Origin of the sequence: Streptomyces sp. NPDC007157, from assembly GCF_040634235.1 — a bacterium.
GTDB lineage: Bacteria > Actinomycetota > Actinomycetes > Streptomycetales > Streptomycetaceae > Streptomyces.
In genome coordinates, this window is record NZ_JBEYFE010000007.1 from 346,928 (window position 1) to 363,681 (window position 16,754).

Annotated in this window: 19 protein-coding genes; 11 read left to right on the forward strand and 8 right to left on the reverse strand. The window is 67.8% G+C overall.

What is annotated here, in order from left to right:
* The first annotated feature begins 479 nt into the window (after positions 1 to 479).
* Positions 480 to 797, forward strand: coding sequence for an ankyrin repeat domain-containing protein (locus tag ABZ642_RS16270; protein ID WP_360483491.1), 318 nt, complete (start codon positions 480 to 482; stop codon positions 795 to 797).
* On the opposite strand, the gene ABZ642_RS16275 is transcribed toward ABZ642_RS16270, so the two are convergent.
* A protein-coding gene (locus tag ABZ642_RS16275) for an IS5 family transposase (RefSeq protein ID WP_360483494.1) occupies positions 787 to 1,586 on the reverse strand; the annotation gives its coding sequence in 2 pieces (ribosomal slippage) (positions 787 to 1,247 and positions 1,247 to 1,586; 801 coding nt in all). The genes ABZ642_RS16270 and ABZ642_RS16275 overlap by 11 nt on opposite strands.
* A 114-nt stretch (positions 1,587 to 1,700) precedes the next feature.
* Between ABZ642_RS16275 and ABZ642_RS16280 the strand changes: the two genes are divergently transcribed.
* Positions 1,701 to 2,615 carry a transposase family protein gene (locus tag ABZ642_RS16280; protein WP_360483497.1) on the forward strand — a complete coding sequence of 305 codons (915 nt, stop codon included), beginning with the start codon at positions 1,701 to 1,703 and terminating at the stop codon, positions 2,613 to 2,615.
* A gap of 965 nt (positions 2,616 to 3,580) precedes the next feature.
* The gene (locus ABZ642_RS16285) at positions 3,581 to 3,991 is read left to right on the forward strand and encodes a hypothetical protein (RefSeq protein WP_360483332.1); all 411 of its coding nucleotides are present in this window, start codon (positions 3,581 to 3,583) and stop codon (positions 3,989 to 3,991) included.
* Between the two features lie 107 nt (positions 3,992 to 4,098).
* Here the strand turns inward: ABZ642_RS16285 and ABZ642_RS16290 are convergent, their stop codons facing one another.
* The gene (locus tag ABZ642_RS16290) at positions 4,099 to 4,527 is read right to left on the reverse strand and encodes a hypothetical protein (protein WP_360483335.1); all 429 of its coding nucleotides are present in this window, start codon (positions 4,525 to 4,527) and stop codon (positions 4,099 to 4,101) included.
* 542 nt (positions 4,528 to 5,069) lie between these two features.
* Here ABZ642_RS16290 and ABZ642_RS16295 point away from each other — a divergent pair.
* The 3 genes from ABZ642_RS16295 to ABZ642_RS16305 all read left to right on the forward strand — a co-directional run bounded on the left by ABZ642_RS16295 (position 5,070) and on the right by ABZ642_RS16305 (position 8,666).
* Positions 5,070 to 5,615 (forward strand): SMI1/KNR4 family protein, encoded by a 546-nt coding sequence (locus ABZ642_RS16295; RefSeq protein WP_360483338.1) that lies wholly within the window; start codon positions 5,070 to 5,072, stop codon positions 5,613 to 5,615.
* Between the two features lie 253 nt (positions 5,616 to 5,868).
* Positions 5,869 to 6,663 carry a putative quinol monooxygenase gene (locus tag ABZ642_RS16300; protein WP_360483341.1) on the forward strand — a complete coding sequence of 265 codons (795 nt, stop codon included), beginning with the start codon at positions 5,869 to 5,871 and terminating at the stop codon, positions 6,661 to 6,663.
* A gap of 32 nt (positions 6,664 to 6,695) precedes the next feature.
* A complete protein-coding gene (locus tag ABZ642_RS16305; protein ID WP_360483343.1) occupies positions 6,696 to 8,666 on the forward strand; it encodes a SpoIIE family protein phosphatase in 1,971 nt (656 codons plus the stop codon).
* A 421-nt stretch (positions 8,667 to 9,087) separates the two neighbouring features.
* Here the strand turns inward: ABZ642_RS16305 and ABZ642_RS16310 are convergent, their stop codons facing one another.
* Together ABZ642_RS16310 and ABZ642_RS16315 are read right to left on the reverse strand one after the other, a co-directional pair.
* On the reverse strand, positions 9,088 to 9,705 hold the full coding sequence (locus ABZ642_RS16310) for a TetR/AcrR family transcriptional regulator (protein ID WP_360483346.1): 618 nt from the start codon (positions 9,703 to 9,705) through the stop codon (positions 9,088 to 9,090).
* Between the two features lie 32 nt (positions 9,706 to 9,737).
* Positions 9,738 to 10,586 carry a helix-turn-helix transcriptional regulator gene (locus ABZ642_RS16315; protein ID WP_360483349.1) on the reverse strand — a complete coding sequence of 283 codons (849 nt, stop codon included), beginning with the start codon at positions 10,584 to 10,586 and terminating at the stop codon, positions 9,738 to 9,740.
* 138 nt (positions 10,587 to 10,724) lie between these two features.
* On the opposite strand from ABZ642_RS16315, the gene ABZ642_RS16320 reads away from it, so the two are divergent.
* From ABZ642_RS16320 to ABZ642_RS16335, 4 genes are all read left to right on the forward strand, one after another.
* Positions 10,725 to 11,468 carry an SDR family oxidoreductase gene (locus ABZ642_RS16320; protein WP_360483352.1) on the forward strand — a complete coding sequence of 248 codons (744 nt, stop codon included), beginning with the start codon at positions 10,725 to 10,727 and terminating at the stop codon, positions 11,466 to 11,468.
* A gap of 35 nt (positions 11,469 to 11,503) precedes the next feature.
* A complete protein-coding gene (locus tag ABZ642_RS16325; protein WP_360483355.1) occupies positions 11,504 to 11,860 on the forward strand; it encodes a nuclear transport factor 2 family protein in 357 nt (118 codons plus the stop codon).
* A 315-nt stretch (positions 11,861 to 12,175) separates the two neighbouring features.
* Positions 12,176 to 12,439: a hypothetical protein gene (locus tag ABZ642_RS16330; RefSeq protein WP_360483358.1), complete on the forward strand. Its 264-nt coding sequence runs from the start codon at positions 12,176 to 12,178 to the stop codon at positions 12,437 to 12,439.
* A gap of 303 nt (positions 12,440 to 12,742) precedes the next feature.
* On the forward strand, positions 12,743 to 13,084 hold the full coding sequence (locus ABZ642_RS16335; protein WP_360483500.1) for a DUF5713 family protein: 342 nt from the start codon (positions 12,743 to 12,745) through the stop codon (positions 13,082 to 13,084).
* A 23-nt stretch (positions 13,085 to 13,107) separates the two neighbouring features.
* Here the strand turns inward: ABZ642_RS16335 and ABZ642_RS16340 are convergent, their stop codons facing one another.
* The 3 genes from ABZ642_RS16340 to ABZ642_RS16350 form a co-directional block, all read right to left on the reverse strand.
* A complete protein-coding gene (locus ABZ642_RS16340) occupies positions 13,108 to 13,983 on the reverse strand; it encodes an IS5 family transposase (RefSeq protein WP_360483361.1) in 876 nt (291 codons plus the stop codon).
* Between the two features lie 45 nt (positions 13,984 to 14,028).
* Positions 14,029 to 14,595, reverse strand: a complete 567-nt coding sequence (locus ABZ642_RS16345; protein WP_360483364.1) for a hypothetical protein — start codon at positions 14,593 to 14,595, stop codon at positions 14,029 to 14,031.
* A gap of 104 nt (positions 14,596 to 14,699) precedes the next feature.
* On the reverse strand, positions 14,700 to 15,596 hold the full coding sequence (locus ABZ642_RS16350) for a site-specific integrase (protein ID WP_360483366.1): 897 nt from the start codon (positions 15,594 to 15,596) through the stop codon (positions 14,700 to 14,702).
* Positions 15,597 to 15,671: 75 nt separating this feature from the next.
* Between ABZ642_RS16350 and ABZ642_RS16355 the strand changes: the two genes are divergently transcribed.
* Positions 15,672 to 15,908, forward strand: a complete 237-nt coding sequence (locus ABZ642_RS16355) for a hypothetical protein (RefSeq protein ID WP_360483369.1) — start codon at positions 15,672 to 15,674, stop codon at positions 15,906 to 15,908.
* 198 nt (positions 15,909 to 16,106) lie between these two features.
* On the opposite strand, the gene ABZ642_RS16360 is transcribed toward ABZ642_RS16355, so the two are convergent.
* A complete protein-coding gene (locus ABZ642_RS16360; RefSeq protein ID WP_360483372.1) occupies positions 16,107 to 16,697 on the reverse strand; it encodes a zinc metalloprotease in 591 nt (196 codons plus the stop codon).
* Positions 16,698 to 16,754: the final 57 nt, after the last annotated feature.

Sequence of the window (16,754 nt, forward strand, 5' to 3'; positions counted from 1 at the left end):
TGTACCGCACGGCCGGACCCCATCCCGGCTCCACCGTCGCCATACACCACTGACACAGCGGGGAGCCGCCGCTGCCGTACCGGTGGGTCCTGCGCTGGCATCCGGCGCACGATCCGACCCGGTCGCCGGGGCAGACCAGCGCGGACGGGTCGGGTTCCGAGATCGGTCGCGGAGGCGTGGTCATGGCGGTGTCCTGTTCCGGGTGGCACTTTCAGGCCACCCAACCCGCAGGATGCCGGCCGTCCTGGCACATTCGTTCGAACCGCGCTGGGTCCTGGGACGGATCCGCGGATGGGCGGGGCGGTGAGTCGGCCGAGGTGTCCGGGCATGGGTTCCCCGGTCGCAGCGGACAGTGCGATAACGGCGTGGCCGCCAGGTACGGCGCGAACGAGGTCACCGGCTAACAACTCATCTCATTTGGCGTTCAGAGGTTGAGAAAGGCGCTGGCCGGGCTGGTGCGGCAACGGTTGAATGCCGCCATGGAGAACACCTGGACACCGGCCCATCAAGCGGTGGAGAGCGAGGACGCACAGACCTTGGCTCAGCTGCTGGCCAAGGGAGTTGACCCCGATGAGGTATGCGACAACATGACGCTCCTGACACACGCCATCGACATGGAAGGCGATGGCGCCCTGCAAAGCGGCAGCCCGCTGACCGTGCATACCACCGCAGTGCTCCTGGCCTTCGGTGCCGACCCGCTACTCCCAGACCCGGACGGGCAAACACCCATGGACCTCGCCCTTCAATACGACCATGACCTGGCAGTCAAGCTGTTGCAGCGGCACATCAGCGAGTGAGGCGACGCAGGCAGATGAGGGTGCAGGCGATGCTTGTGAAGGCGAGGAAGTGTTCGGGCTTACGTTCGTAGCGCCGGTGCAGGCGGCGGCAGCCGGCCAGCCACGAGATGGTCCGTTCTACGACCCAACGATGGCGGCCCAGTCGTTGGGAACTGTCCGTTCCCTTGCGAGCAATCCGGTGTCGGATGCCACGTGCCGATAACCATCGCCGCAGGTGGGCGTAATCGTAGCCCTTGTCGGCGTGGAGTTTTGCCGGTCTGCGTCGCCGAGGCCCGCGGCGGGAGCGGACGGGTGGGATGCCCTGAACGAGCGGGACCAGGGCCTGACTGTCGTGGACATTGGCTCCGGAGATACCGACAGACAGGGGCATACCGTTCCGGTCGGTGATCAGGTGGATCTTCGAGCCGTATTTGCCCCGGTCAACAGGATTCGGACCAGTCAGATCCCCCTTTTCAAGGCCCGCATGTTCACCGAATCGATCGCGCAGCGGGACCAGTCAAGCTCGCCGCGTGAGCCGAGCTCGTCGAGGACCAAGCGGTGCAGCTTGGCCCACACCCTGGCATGGGTCCACTCGGTGAAACGGCGGTGAGCCGTCGCACCCGAGGGCCCGAAGGAAGCGGTGGGGAGCTGCTGCCATGTGCAGCCCGACGTGGCCACGAACACGATCGCGGCCAGCACCTCGCGGTCACCGTGGCGACGCCGACCACCACCTTGTGGTCGAGTTGGCGCCTCGGGCACCACCCGCTGGAACAGGCCCCATAACTCGTCCGGCACCAGCCGTTCAACGATCCCCACCACGACCGACAGCCTACTCGGCCAAATGAGATGACCCTTTACGAGTTGGTGCGTGATAGCGGGTGAGGCGTCGTGCCTGGCCGGTGGCATGATCCGTCTGTGGCGATCATGGTCAATCGGGCGGTGTTGACGCATCCGCTGTTCACGGGGATCTCTCGGCGGCATCTCGCGCTCCTGGTCGAGGAGTTGGCGGTCCCGTGGCAAGCCGGGGTCGAGGGTCGTCGCCATGCTGCACGAGGTGGGGCCAGGAAGCGGGCCGCAGGAGCCGGTGCCCACCACCAGCTGGTCTTCGTCGACCGGCTGGTGACCACGCTGATCCATCTGCGGCACGACCTGCCGCACTCGGTACTGGGGCTGCTGCTCGGCGTCGACCGCTCCACCATCACCCGTGCGATCGCCGAGATACGTACGCTCCTGGCCGAGCGGGGGTGCGCGGTCCCCGACCGCCCCGGCCTGCGATTACGGACTCTGGCCGACGTGTTCGCCTACGCCCAGGCCGAAGGCATCGAGCTGCGGCTGGACGCCACCGAGATCCAGGTCCGCCGACCACCGGCCGGCCGCGGCGGACGGCGCGCATTCGTTTCCGGAAAGAAGAAACAGAACACCATGAAGGCCACCGTCATCGCTGACTGGCGCGGCCGCACCTTATGGACCGACACCCTGCGGCCTGGTCGTATGCACGATGCCACGGCCGCCCGCAACGAAGGCATCGACGTCTGCTTCCAGCACTTCCCCGACGTCGAGGTCCTCCTGGACGACGGCTACCTCGGCCTGAGCCGCGACCACCGCGGGCAAGCGATCACACCGCCAAGAAAACCACGGCCCGGAGCACTGCCCGGCAGAGTCCAGCAGTGGGAACGCGACCGCCACGGGCACTCCTTCGACCGCATCACCGTCGAACACGCCCTCGCCGACCACAAACGCTGGAAACAACTGACGCGCTGGACCCACCGCCGCGACCGCCTCCCCGACGCCTACCGCGCCATCGCCAACCTCGTCTCCGACCGCACCGCCACGACCTGAGAACGGCCGTGAGCAGGACGAGCACGCCTCACCCGCTATCACGCACCAACTCGTTAGGCCCCGGGAAGCGTGGCCGTCCCCCTGAGCAGGGTTTCCCTCTCCTATGAGAACGCCTAAATGCCGCAAATCGCCCGGATACCGAATATGCTTACCTGAGTGACACCGCTTCCGTGGCTCGACAGTACGCTGGCAAGGGCGTCTACGAGGATGGGTACCATGTATTCACGATGGACGACCAATTCCTAAACAATTTCCATCCGTCCGTATATCGGAATGCCCACGACAAGGGCGGCGGCATGCAATGGGTTGTCGATGTGCCCGACATCGATGACTTCAATGCACATATTATTGACGTCGGCTGGGTCCCCTGGAGGCGAGGAATTGACTTCGATGTCCCCAGAAGCCCCTCCGGCTCGATAATGAACAAGGCGCCCACCGGAAGGGAAAGGAAGGAAGGACAATCTCACTGCGGAACCAGCTCTGGCAGGACCTGGGGCTTCGTCAATTCGAGTCAGTCCGTTGCGTTGTGACAGGCCACAGGGGGCGCTTTGGGGTCGAGGTTTCAATTATCACTACAGAGCCCGCCCGCCCCGCATTCATTGACTTCATCATGCTCGCCGATGGTGCTGAACATGTGACGGCGGATCAATTCCCTCCCATTGGAACCTGCCTTGACGCCATAATCCTGGATTTCATGCCAAACGGTGAGCTCCGACTCTCCGCGCGTCCATCGGACCGAGAGTGACTTCATCTTCACGAAGCGGTGTGAGGCATTCTAGGGACTCCGTGACAGGACTCCACGGGTGAGCCGCAGATTGCGATTGCGGAATTAGGTCTCCGACATCCTTCTGTCCGCAATGAAGGAATCTACTCTGGTACGCAGAACGCAGCCTCGCCGGGTTATCCGGCGGGGCTGCATGGGTGGGGTTCTGACGGCAGTAATTGACGGCAGCGTCAGCGGACGAGTGCCGCACAAAGCGGCCAGCGACGGTGATGGGCTGGTCGGGGCAGACGGCGAGCTGCTCGGTGAGCGCGGCCTGCTCGGAGGCGAACTCTTCGAGCACGCCCCGGCGGTGGGCGGGGGCGTGCGCGCCGTACAGCCACGCCGACCACAACTGGTCCGCCGGCGGGAACGTCTCGGGGTCGTCCTCGGCGAGCCGCCCTGCCGTGACCGGCACGGCGGCCGCCATGCTTCGGCCTCGCCGACCCTGCTGTGGAAGGACAGCACCCGCCGGAACCGCTCCTCACCGGCCGCGCGCATGAGCCCGGTCTGGACGGCCGCGAGCCGGCCCCCGCGCACCCTGTCGGAGTCGGTCGCCTCGGTGGTGAGCGTGGCCTACAGCGGGGGGTCGCGGATGTCCGGGCACAGCACCTGATATGGCGTCACCAGCCTCGTCCGGATCGCCTCGGACAGCTTCAGCTTGTACGCCACCGGCCCGAACACCGGGGAGTCCTCATCCATCGAGGCGACCAGCCGCGGCCGCTACCCACCGGCCGCCCACACGCGGGCCGTGGTGGTCATGTACAGCCGCCGCACGGCCGGTACCCGGGCCTGGTCGTGCACGGCCGCCCACGGCTTGAGACCGTCACCACTGACCCGGCGGGCCTCGTCAACGATCATGAAGTCCCACACCCTCGGCCCGGCGGCATGCGCCCGCTGAAGCGTCCCCATGCCGACCGACGCGTACGTCGCGAACACCGTCGTCTCGGGGCCGGCGGTCCAGGCGATCAGTTCGTCCGGGTCCGTCGTGCACGGCACGCCTTGGCTGTCCGTACCCCGCAGCGAGCACACACCGATCATCGTGCCCCGGCGGCCGCCCGCCCGCCACGCGACGGCCGTCTGCAGGAGCAGATCCAGGGTCGGCACCAGGACCAGCACCCGCCGCGCAGACAGACGCTCCGCTGCCGCCACCCCGATCAGGGCCCGACCCGGTCGCGGCGATGACCTGTGTGCGCAGCCCCTCGGGCGGGACGCCCTTGCCGGACTGTTCGGGGAGAGGGCGCAGCACCGCGTCGACTGCGTCGACTTGATGCGGACGAAGCGTGACGGCCACGATGGTGGTCCTTCCTGGTCTTGACTGCCGGGGTGACTGGGCGGGCGGGTGGCCGTGCGCCTGGCGGTGGACGGCCACCCGGTCATGCGTTGCGGGGTGTGGATCACTGGGCGGCAGCGGATCTCATCCTCGGTGGGTCCGGACACCGGCAGAGGGCGCCGGGACGGTACTCGGGGGCGTCCCACGGTACAAAGCCCCGGACACGCGAGAGAACATGAGGTTTCGTTGCACGGGGACAGACCGCCCGGCGACAGCCCTGACGGAATGAACCTGCCCGCCTGCCCGGTTGAGCGTGGAACTTCACGCAATTCCCCAATGGCTGCGTCGACTTCCCCGCCCAGACGTTCGAGCCTGGCACCCTCGCAGCGGCTCTGTCAGCCTCTTCTGCGAGCATGCTGCCGTGACAACCACATCACCCGATCAGCGCCCTGACGAGGCCACCCTGGAGTTCCTGCGCGCCGCATTCGAGCCGGAGTGGCGCGAACCGGCACTCGGGGACGATGCCGTCTCGGTGTGGGAATCCGAGAACAGCGTCGTTCTCCCGGAGCCGTACCGGAGCCTGGTCGCCGAGATCGCCAACGGGTCATCGCTCGGGCCACCGGAAGACGGCGGCCTCCTGCCCCTCGGCTGGCTCCCCCCGAACTGGCCCGGCCAGGGGGACCGGAATCCGGCCGCCCCGTTCCCGCTCCAGGACACCTGGGCCTGGGAAGGCGAGCCCCTCGCCGAAGACCACCATGAACGCGTCGCCGCCGTCTACAACCACGGTTCTGTCGTGCTCGGTACCGACGATGGACTCTCCTGCTGGGTCCTCGTCGTGACCGGTCCCGAACGGGGCAAGGTCTGGCTCGTGACGGATGTCGGCGCGTACCCGTATCCCATGCCGAAAGCGCTTGGCTTCCTGGCGTGGGTGCAGCGCTGGCAGGCCGGCGACGGCTGGTGGGACTGACCGGAGCCCGGCGCACTGCAGGGAGCCGGGCGACAACGCTTTGCGGGGAGGGCCCAGTCCGCGTGCCGTCCCCTCGTTCAGCAGCTGTCCGCGTGCCGTCAGGAACGGCGCCGTACCGTGGGTGCAGTGCCGTCGTGTCAAGCGGCGTGGCCGGGTCAGGACACGGCCTTGAGGTTCTGGCGGCGCTTGGCGTCCTCACGGCGCCGGCGTCTTTTTGGCGAGCTGGTCCTGGTAGACAGTGAACCGCCTTGCGGTGGCGCCCCACGAAGCCGGGGGAGTTCTCGAAGTCCCCGGCCTGGGCACCCGCCTCGAACTGCGCCTGGACCCAGCGACCGCCACCGCCCTGGAGGGCTACGACTTCCTCACTCTGGCCGTCGACGACCAGGCTGCCCTGGGCCAGTGGATCACCCGCCTCGACACCCTCGGCATTCCCCACTCGCCGCCCGTCGTCGCCCTGGCGGGCTGGCCCCTGGTCATACCCGACCCCGACGGACAACGCCTGCGCCTCTACACCACCACGCCCCACGGCCTGAATGCTGTATGCGTCGAATTCGACTCGCCCTGGCTCAGCACCGGCCCTGCGCCGGAACCCAGCGGCGCCCATGTTGCGAAGTCGGTGCTGCGCATCGTCACGACAGCCACGGCCCGGCCTGGCGTGGGCCGCGAGCTGGAGCGCATGCTCCTGGAGCTGGCCGCTGCCACGCGCCGCGAGGACGGCTGTCTGGACTACCGGGTGCACCGCGCAGAACAGACACCCGACACGTTCGTCGTCTACGAGCAGTGGACCGGTCGGCAGGCCCTCGACGCCCACCACGCAACGCCCCACATGAACACCTTCCGCACCAACGCCGCGGACCTGATGGGCCGCGCCACCACATCCGGAACCCCTCACCTTGTGCACCCTGACCTGACCCAGATGTCGGCGAGAGGGGCGGCGCAGGAGGCGGCGGGTGTCTGTTTGCGGGTTCCCTGCCGTCGCCATGCGACGCAGGCGGACAGATCCTCCCTTTATCGGCGCATCTGGCGGAAATACGGGAAAATTTACTGAACATTCCGTTTTGGCGTGTCAGGGAGTCGCAGATGGATGCCTCGGACGAACTCCTTCGAGGGGCTGACCCGGCGGCTCTTCTGATGCTGGACGGTGCCATCCGCTGCCTCAACTCTGCGATGGCCACGGCGCTGGGCAGGTCTGCGGAGCAGTGCCTGGGACATGGGTTCGGTGATCTGTGGCCCGCAAGCCAGCGGATGTCGGCCGAGAGCCTCGTGGCTCACGCCGCTAGGACGAAGGCGGTCGCGATGCGGGTGCTGGACTTCCCCGGGCGAGGCGGAGCACCCATTGCCTCCTTGATCGAGGCGCAGGAAGTGAAGGATCCCGCCAGTGACGAGCCACTGATCTGGGTGCACGCGCTGGACGCGCGAAACGACCTGGCCAGCCTGCTGATCCCGTTTCGGCTGGCCACCTCGGCCGCCCATCTCGGCCTGTGGATGTATTCATCCGATGAGCACCAGCTGGAGTGGCTCGGCGGCGCGCCCGCCCTGGCCGCGCTCTTTCCCGACCCCACGGTGTCGCTTTCCACAGTGATCTCGGCAGTGCATGCTGACGACCGGGAGGCCCTGCGGCAGCTCTTGCGCTCGGCCACCACCCAGCAGTCGCCCTGGGTGAGGGTGCGGTACCTCCCTCAGCACGAGGGCTGGCACCAACTGGCCGCCCAGACCCGTCGGATCCAGTTGGGATACGGCGGCCCCGAGCGAGTCTTCGGAATACTCCGCGACGACACCAAGCGGGAGAAGCGCAAGGAGAAGGCACAGGCCGCACTGACCGCCGAGCGGCAGCGGGCCAAGGACATCGCCGACTTCTCCTCTGCCTTGATCACCGCAGCCACGGAGCAGGAGCTGCAGCAAGTCGCCCTGACCCGGCTCGCCGCGACCTTCGGCGCTGGCGGCGCCCTGCTCGCGATCGTCGACGAAGGCCGCCTGCGCGTCTCCACCGATGCCGGGATAGCCATGTGGGAGGTCGAGGTCATCAGCGGCCTGCCGCTGGACCATCCGAGCGCCCTGCCCGAGGCGATCCGCACCGGCAAGCCGCAGTTCATCCTCAACCGGGAGGACTACCTCCGTCGCTGGCCACACGGGGCCGAATTTCCGCGGCTCGGCCGACTCGGCTCCGACTATGCCGCCTCGATCACCCCCCTCAGCGAGGCCGGCAACCAGCCGCTCGGGGCGTGGCTGGTGACCTACGCCAGCGGGTACCGGCCGTCCCTGGAGGAGCGGACCCTCATGGGCACTCTGGCCGATCTGGCGGGCCAGGCACTGAGGCGCATCAGGTGGCAGCAGGCACGGGTCGAGCTGGCCACGGCACTGCAGAAGACTATGCTTCCGACGCTGCCCGAGCACCTCGCGGGCCTGGAGGTCGCTGCCCGCTATCGGCCGAGTCGGGACGGGCTGGACATAGGCGGAGACTGGTACGACGCCTTCGTGATGCCCGACGGCACTGTGGCTCTGGAGATTGGCGATGCCCAGGGGCACGACGTGGACGCCGTCGCTGCCATGGGGCAGGTGCGCGCCTCCATGCGGGCGATCGCCGCCCGGGAACCGGATCCCGCGACCGTTCTGACCAACACCAACGAGCTGCTCGTCACCATGGGCGCGGCACGGTTCTCCAGCTGCACCATGCTGCATATCGACCCGGGCGAGGGGCGGGTCACCGGTGCCAGCGCCGGCCATGTGCCGTTGTTGTGCGCGAGCAAGGACGGCGGCCACGGCATCCACGAGCTGGCGGGCGGGCCGGTCCTGGGGGTCTTGCCCGGCATCGAGTATCGCGAGGAGATCTTCACCCTGGACGAGGGCAACGCGCTGGTGATGGTCACCGACGGCGTGGTCGAGGGACCGGGCCTCACGTTGGATGCCGGACTGGAGCGAGCCGGCGCGCTGGCCGGTGCGGCCCTCCGCGACGGACTGAACGCCGAGGAGATCGCCGACCGTGTCCTCGAGAGCGCGGCCGCGGTGGACCACGTCGACGACGTGGCCGTGCTGGTCATCCGACGCGCATAGCCCGCCAGCGTCCTCACGACCTCGCTGCAAGACCGTCCCTCGCGCTCATCGCCGAGCGGTGTTGTCTCGATGGCTCGGCCAAGCCAGCCGCGGAAGTACAACCCGCCCCCCGGTTACCAGGCGCCGACCAGGTCTGCGACCACCGACCAGGTCTGCGACCACCCTGGACGCGACCTCCGGACGGTGCAGCACGTCCGAGGCAACCTCTGCGGCGACTTCGTCGTCGTCCATGCGGTGGAGGCCGCCACCTTCTGCGGCACCGCCTCGGGATGGTCCGGGTGTTTCTTGGCCCGGCTCGTCGTCCAGCCCGCACCTTGGCGTGCTCGTCCCGTGGAGGGGCGCCGCTCACCTCGAAACGCTCGGTGCCGTCCCCGATGGACGCAAGGAGGCAGTGGACCTTGCGGAGGACGGGCGGCGCGCGTCACAAGGAGGGCGCGCTGTCGAAGGCCGAGGCGAGGGACGAGAGCCCGCCGATCAACTGCTCTGCGTCGACCGGCGCCACCAGGTGGCGGCCGACCAGGAGCCCGGGCATGAGCGTCATCAGTGCGCTCGCGATCTGTTCTGGGGCCGCGGTGGGCGGCACACGTCCCTCGTGCTGCCAGCGACGAGCCAGTTCCGCGAGGCTGTCGCGCACGGACAGGTAGAAGGTCCGGGTGCGCCCTTCGAGTTCCGGGCTGCGCAGGGCCTCGCCCCATGCCTGGATCGCGATACGGGTCAGGTCATACGGCTGGCCTGCGCCCCGGTCGCGGGCCTCAGCGGTCATGGCCTCCAGCACCTCGGCGGGTGAAGGGGTGGGACGGAGTTCCAGGAGCCGCCCGAACAGGTCGCGCACCAGCGTGAGTGCCTCGTCCGCGGCGGCGTCGATGAGGTCGTCCTTGCTGCGGAAGTAGCGGTAGACGGCACTGGAGGACATGCCGGTCGCGGCGATGACGTCGTCCATCGACGTGGCATGGAAACCGTTGCGGGAGAAGCAACTCCAGGCACTGGTCAGGATGTGGCGCCGACGTTCTTCGCGGCGCTCCTCGCTCAAACGGGGCACGCCCCCACCCTAAACGCAAACGCTGGTTTCCGTTACGGGCGAAGGGTCGGCGCCTGCCGGCCCTCCATGGGGTGTGAGGTACAGAGGAGCGCCAGGCGGTCGGCGTCGGCACTGCCAGGCTCGGCAGTGCCGACGAGCAGGCTCTGCCCTCGCGCGTCCTGCACCTCGAACGTCTGATACGAGAGCGTGATGCGGCCCGCCACGGGGTGGTGGAAGGTCTTGAACCTGCTTCCCAGCCGACCGACTTCCTGCTGCTCCCACAGTTCCCCGAACTCTTCGCTCTCCGTGCGCAGTTCGTCGATCAGTTCTGTGATCCGGGAATCGTGGCGCTCGTGGCCGTAGGCGAGCCGAAGCGCGGCGACCGTGTCGCGCGCCATGGTGTCCCACTCCACGAAGAGGGTGCGTGCGGCAGCGTCGCAGAAGAGGGAGCGGACCATGTGACGCGGATCCGCCAGCGGGGACAGCAGCGCGGTGGCCGGCGCGTTCGACGCGAGAACATCCAGGCGGCGGTTGACGACATAGGCGACCGCTGCCGGGAACGCGTCCATCAGCCGCTGTAGCCGGGGGGCCACCTGCTCGCCGTCGACGTCGGGGGCTTCGTTCTTCGGCACCAGGCCGGCCAGGCGGTAGGCGTGCCAGCAGGCGTCGGAGTCCAGGCCCAGGGCCCGGGCGAGGGCGTCGATGACCTGACCGGAGGGGTGCCGTTCGCGGCCCTGCTCCAGACGGGCGTAGTAGTCGGCGCTGACCCCGGCCAGCACGGCGACCTCCTCGCGCCGCAGCCCGCTGACGCGCCGACCCGTGGAGCAGGGAAGCCCCACATCCTGCGGACTGACCCGGGAACGGCGCGCCAGCAGGAATTCGCCCAGTTCGTTGCCGCTCATACCTGGATCGTACGTCGACGGTTCCTAGGAGTCCGGCACCCAGGAAGAGCCCTCCTGCCGCCTGCGCAAGATCCGGCCCATGCTGACGGAACCGGACGCCCCGCCGTAGAGGGCCGCCGACCTGACGAAGGAACGAGCATGACGTACCCGCCCACCACGGCCGCCCCGAAGACCGTCCTGATCACCGGGGCCAGCAGCGGCATCGGCGAGGCCGCCGCCCGACGACTGGCAGCAGCCGGCCATCACGTGGTCCTCGGCGCCCGCCGCGTCGAGCGGCTGGCTGTCCTCGCCAAGGAGATCGAGGCCGACGGCGGCAGCGCCCTGCCGCACACCCTGGACGTGACCGACCCGCTCAGCATGCGGTCCTTCGTCCAGGCCGCACATGACCGGTACGGCCGGGTCGACGTCCTGGTCAACAACGCCGGGGTGATGCCACTGTCCCGCCTGGACGCGCTGCAGACTGACGAGTGGGACCGCATGATCGACGTCAACCTGCGCGGAGTCCTGCACGGCATCGCAGCCGTTCTGCCGGCCATGACCGCCCAGGGCGCCGGTCACATCGTGAACATCGCCTCAGTGTCCGGACTTCGGGTCGACCCGACCGCCGCCGTATACAGCGCCACCAAGCACGCGGTCCGCGCCCTGTCGGAGGGCCTGCGCCAGGAGAGCCGCAACCTGCGGGTCACCGTGATCAGCCCCGGCCTGACCCGCAGCGAACTGACCGACACCATCAGTGACCAGGACACCAAGAACGCGGTCACGGGCCAGATGGCCATCGCCATCCCCGCCGCGGCGATCGGCGAAGCGATCCACTACGCCATCTCCCAGCCCGCCGAGGTCGATGTCAACGAACTCGTCGTCCGCCCGACCGCCCAAGGCTGACCGCACGCCTCCCGGCACAGAAAGGCAGAGCTGTCATGGTGACCGAGGACCAGGTACGCACCTGGGTCGAAGGGTATCTGCGGGCCTGGGCCAGCAACAGTAAGAAGGACATCGCCGCACTGTTCACCCCGCAGGCCGAATACCACGAGTGGCCCTACGAGACCGACTGGATCGGCCGCGACGCCATCGTCGAAGGCTGGCAGAGCCGCGCACCCTGGCAGGAAGGAGGCTGGCACTTCGACTGGTCCATCCTCACCCTCAACGGCGACACCGCAGCCATCCAAGGCACCGGCCGCTACAAGGAACTCGGCACCTTCGCCAACCTCTGGACCGTGACGCTCGACAAGAACGGCCGCTGCACCGTCTTCCGCATGTGGAACAACGAGATCTGACCCGCAGCAGGCCTGGACGCACACAGGATGAAGACAACCGTGGCCAGCGTTCCCTGGACCAGCCGCACCGTGCGCTCCAGAACGGCCCAGTGAATCCCCATGGACGTCGGACGGAGTTTGCCGGACGGCCGCGGGCGCTGCCAACTCTTCGAGGAGCACGAGATCGAGCACACGGATCCCGGAGGCGCTCCGTGGTCTGAGAACCTGCCCCTCGCTCGGCAAGGGTGAGCAGGCTGGAGGGCCCCGACTTCGTGGACCATTACACGGAGGCGCTGGAGAAGGTGCTTGGGGCGAAGCGGGAGGGAGCTGCCAGAGGTGCCGGAGCCGGAGAAACCGGCGGGCAAGGTGCTCGACTTGATGGCCGCCTTGCCGGAGTCCGTGGACAAGGCGAAGTCCTCGCGTGGCGAGGATGCCGGTGCCGACGCGCAGGTCCATGAGATGCCCACGAAGAAGACCACGGCCAAGACACCCGCGAAGAAGCCGGCCGCGAAGAAGGCCGCGACGGCGAAGAAGTCGGCCGTGAGGAAGAGGCCGGCTGTGAAGAAGACGGCCGCCCGCAAGCCGCGCCGCAGCGCGTAGCGGGCGGTTCTCAGGGGCGCGTGCTGATGTACCGGACCGCCGTGCCCCACTGCTCCATCACCGGTGCCATGCATCACTGGCATAGCGGGCTCCCGCCCCTCCAGTACCGGTGCGTTTTGCGCTGGCTTCTCTGCACTTCACCTGAATGGGTGGCGAGGGGATTTCGGGGTGGCATGGCGGGCGTGCTGCTAGGGCCTGTTGTGAAAGTCCTGGTCGCACGGAGTCTGGCGCCAAGGGGTGGCGTCGATGTCAGCGGTGCTGTGCATGATCGGTGTGTCAGCTCGTCGTGGAGAGGAAAGTGCCGTGCCGATCACAAACCAGCAGGTATTGGGACACGCATTCCTGCGGGAGATGTTCGACGACTCGTACTTCCCTGATCGCATAGTCGAACGGGGCAGGGCCGTTCTGCTGAGTCTGTGCGAGCGCATCGAGGCCGAACGACCGTCGGATCTGGAGGCCCTGTATGCACTCACCCAGGCTGCCACCGAAGAGTTCAACCTGCTGGACAAGGAGTTCATGGCGGCCGGGAGCGGGATCGAGACGGTCGCGCGCGAGTGGATCTGCGATGAGTTCTGCTTCGTCGCATCGGCATACGAGTTCACGGACGCGGATGCGGAGGAGCTGACCGCCGGCCGGGACTGGTGACCGAGGGGGGAACGCCACCCCGCTCAGAGCCACTCGTTGAGAGCTGCGATCAGCACGGTCGCCTCGTAGCGAACAGCGAGCTTGTCGTACCGCGTGGCGACAGCACGGTGCCTCTTGAGGCGGTTGATTCCGCACTCGACCGCATGACGCTCACGGTAGTCAGCCTTGTCGAACTTCGGCGGTCGACCGCCGCGGGAGCCGAGCTTCCACCGGTTGCGCGCCTGGTCGGCCTTGTCGGGGATGGTGCAGCGGATCCCGCGGCGACGCAGGTAGGAGCGGTTCTTCCTGGAGGCGTAGGCGCGGTCCGCCCGCACGCGATCGGGGCGGACCCGCGGCCGACCCGGTCCGACACGCGGCACGCGGACCCTCTCCAGAACAGCTTCGAACTGCGGCGAGTCCCCGCGCTGCCCAGCGGTCACCACGATCGACATGGGCTTCTGACCCTGCTCCACTGCAAGGTGGAGCTTGGTGGTGAACCCGCCGCGCGACCTCCCCAGCCCATGGTCACCGGGCTCGGCGAAAATGCCGCCCGGCGGTTCCTTCTGCAGGTCGCCATGCTTGCGAGCTCCAGCCGCATGCTGATGCGCGCGGCAGACCGTGGAGTCGACGCTCAGGTTCCATGTGATCGCCCCCTTCGCGTCGGCCAGGGACTGGAGCCGGGTGATGATCCGCTGCCAGGTGCCGTTTCGCTGCCACCGGCGGAAGAGGTCGTAGACCCGGCTCCACGGTCCGTACTCGGCGGGAACGTCCCGCCACGGAACGCCGGTCCGGACACGGAACCGTATGCCGTTGATCAACTGCCGCCGAGCCCAGACCGGCGGTCGCCCCACCGTGGCACCCGTCGGCAACAACGGCTCCAGCACCGCCCACTGCTCGTCTGTGAGATCTCCCCGACCCATGAACCGTGATCATCCACAGCCCAAGATCTACTTTCGATACACGGCCTAGGAGGCTTCCGGGTGGAGTCCGTATTCGGCTAGCCACCCGAGCAGCACGTGGCGGGATGCCTTGACGAGGCGGCCTCCCGTGAAACGGGTGTCGTCGGTGACCTCTGCGACGCACTCGGCCGGGGGAACAAAGGACTGTGCCTCGTCATCTGCAGTGAACTCGGCTTCTGCGAGTACCAGGCCCTGCAAGTGGCCGTCGAAGACGTCGACGCCCAAGGGCGGGACGCTGAAACGGGTCTTCGACAGCACGGCGGCCGGCAACGAGGCGATCACGTCGTACTCGGCTGGCGACAAGTACGTATTCGTGATCAGGCCCTGGATGGCGCCGGGCTGAGAGATCGGGACTTTCTGGGTGAGCTTGAGCTCACAGCGGCCATCCGAGAAGTCGGCCCGACGCAGCCGCAACCGCGTTCCTGTCACATACCGGTCGCTGATCACGCGGCTGACGGTCACCGCCGACGGTGCTGGTGGCTCGGCCAGCAGGAACCGCCTCTCCCGTTCGACAAGTGCGTACTTGCCTGGGCGAACCGCCTGGCCTTCAAGCCCACCTCTTTTGTCCATCATGAGGACAGCCTCTCAGCCGCGAGGGCGCGGAAACTCAAGGTCAACAGTGGTTCGTCCTCGTGAGCGGATGGCGTCGGCTTGCTTGGTCCGCAGGAACGTCAAGGTCAGGTCGATGCCCTCAATCTCCCCCAGCCACCGTTCCTCCTCCGCGCGCTTCGGCCGCATGAATAGGTCTTTCTCCAGTTCGTCGAGACGGGGAAGCATCTTCGGGTTGACCTGGAGCATTGGGCAGGGATGCACGCGTGCTCGTGCTGACACGGTGTGCCGTAGGGGCGAGCGCAGTTGCCGAGCTCGACCTTCCTCTTGTCGAAGTGCTCTTCGAACTCCTCCCACTCCTTGGGGGAGATGTCTGTGTACTCGTCTTCGGGACGCTGCGACCTCCGGTGATCGAGGAAACTCTGGTAGTGGCCGACGATGTCCTCCGCGAAGACGGCGATGTAGCCCTGTGTGGTTTGAAGATTCAGATGCCCGAGCAGGGCGGCACCGATGTGGACCGGGAGACCGCCGTTGACGACTTCTGTGGCGCACAGTCTGCGGAAGTCATGCGGGGTGAACGTGGCGTCCTCGAATGCCTTGTTCGTCTGCGCGATCTCTTCGCAGCGCCGCCCGAGCATCCTGACGACCGTGTTGGGGGCCAAAACGCTGCGGACCGTGCCGATTTGGCGTTGGAACAGGAAGGGCATGGGTTCTGACCAGGTTCTTTCCTGGGGGTCGTAGCGGCTCAGCAGGGAAATCGGTCGGCCGTGTTTCGTCTGCCGGCGGACGACTTGTGCGATGGCGTGGAAGAGCTCGGGCGACATGGGGACGACGCGCTCGCGCTCGGTCTTGGAGGGGGCGACCACCAGGAGCGCGATGGTCTCCCCATTGGGCCGTTGATACTGGCGGATGCGCAGGTGGCTGAGCTCAGTCAGCTCTTCGATCCGGATGCCGCTGTGCCGGAGGACCTCGATGACAGCCCAGTCCCAGCACGCCATCTCCTCGGCTCGGTCCAGGCGGACCATCTTGCCTGTTTCCTCGTCGATGACTCGGCGGATCGTGGCCGGAGGGCAGGTTCCGGCCGGATGCCTGCGCCGCGCATGACCACGAAGACACGCCAGCCGCACCAGGACCGGGACCAGGGCGTGGCGCTCGCCCTCGCCGCCCTGCTGCTGACCGGCACCGCCCTGCTCGCGTCCTGCTGGGTCGGCCCGCTGACCGCGTTCACCGTGGTGGCGGTCCTGATCGTCGCCGCGTACGTCGCGCCCGGTCTCGCCCGCCGTCTCGCGATCCGCCGCGCGGTCCGCGAGTTGCTGCGCAGCCTGCCCGGCGCGTGACGCACGGCAGGGTCCGCACAGGACATCCGGGAACGAGGAAGGGCCGCCCGAAACGGGCGGCCCTTCGGTCGGTAGATTCGGGCCTCCTGCAACTGCCCGGCCGGGAGAAGTTGAGGTACCGCAGGGAGGTTCCCGGCACGAGTCGAAGACGCTCCGCCGCCAGACCAAGCGCCCCGACGCCGGATTCGATGGATGAGATCACATGCCGCGGTAGTGGGCAGACACCTCCATCATCCGGTTCGCCTGACCGGACGTGAAGTTGTTGCGGCAGGCGTCGTCGGTGTAGTTCATGAAGTTGTGGATCGGGTCGATGCCGGGCGCGGAGCAGGTGTCGCGGCCCTCGGGGCAACCCAAGGCGGCAAATGCGGCGGCCGGCGTGTCGTCGACGTAGTCGCCAGGGCTTGTGCACCCGCCCTGGAAGACGTTGTAGAGGCCCAGCCAGTGCCCGACTTCGCGGGTGGCCTCGCGGCCGAGGTCGTGGGGGGCCTGTCCCCCGGGGAGAACCTTGTAGGACACGACGATGCCGTCGTTGCCCGGGTTGGTGGCGTAGCCCCATGGGAAGGTGGCCCAACCGGTCGTGCCTTCGGCCGAGGTGTCGAGGATGTAGATGTTGAGGTCGCTCGCGCCGCCAAGGTGCAGGGCCCGCTTCATCGCGCGTTCCTGCGGGCTGCCGACCGAGGTTGGCCTGTGCCAGTCGGGGTTCACGGTTCGGTCCACGCCAGCCAGCGTGAAGGAGAACCCAGTTCTGGCGAACCCGTCGTTGAGTACCTGGACCTGATGGGCGAGCACGCTGTCCGGGACGTTACCTCCGCCGGGGGTCGAGTCGGCGGCAACAATGTGCGCCCA

Excerpts from the sequence above, each read along its gene's own strand:
- ABZ642_RS16270 (WP_360483491.1), top strand. The coding sequence starts at position 480 with ATGGAGAACACCTGGACACCGGCCCATCAAGCGGTGGAGAGCGAGGAC.
- ABZ642_RS16280 (WP_360483497.1), top strand. The coding sequence starts at position 1,701 with ATGGTCAATCGGGCGGTGTTGACGCATCCGCTGTTCACGGGGATCTCT.
- ABZ642_RS16305 (WP_360483343.1), top strand. The coding sequence starts at position 6,696 with ATGGATGCCTCGGACGAACTCCTTCGAGGGGCTGACCCGGCGGCTCTT.
- ABZ642_RS16315 (WP_360483349.1), bottom strand. The coding sequence starts at position 10,586 with ATGAGCGGCAACGAACTGGGCGAATTCCTGCTGGCGCGCCGTTCCCGG.
- ABZ642_RS16320 (WP_360483352.1), top strand. The coding sequence starts at position 10,725 with ATGACGTACCCGCCCACCACGGCCGCCCCGAAGACCGTCCTGATCACC.
- ABZ642_RS16325 (WP_360483355.1), top strand. The coding sequence starts at position 11,504 with ATGGTGACCGAGGACCAGGTACGCACCTGGGTCGAAGGGTATCTGCGG.
- ABZ642_RS16340 (WP_360483361.1), bottom strand. The coding sequence starts at position 13,983 with ATGGGTCGGGGAGATCTCACAGACGAGCAGTGGGCGGTGCTGGAGCCG.
- ABZ642_RS16345 (WP_360483364.1), bottom strand. The coding sequence starts at position 14,595 with ATGATGGACAAAAGAGGTGGGCTTGAAGGCCAGGCGGTTCGCCCAGGC.
- ABZ642_RS16350 (WP_360483366.1), bottom strand. The coding sequence starts at position 15,596 with ATGGTCCGCCTGGACCGAGCCGAGGAGATGGCGTGCTGGGACTGGGCT.
- ABZ642_RS16355 (WP_360483369.1), top strand. The coding sequence starts at position 15,672 with ATGACCACGAAGACACGCCAGCCGCACCAGGACCGGGACCAGGGCGTG.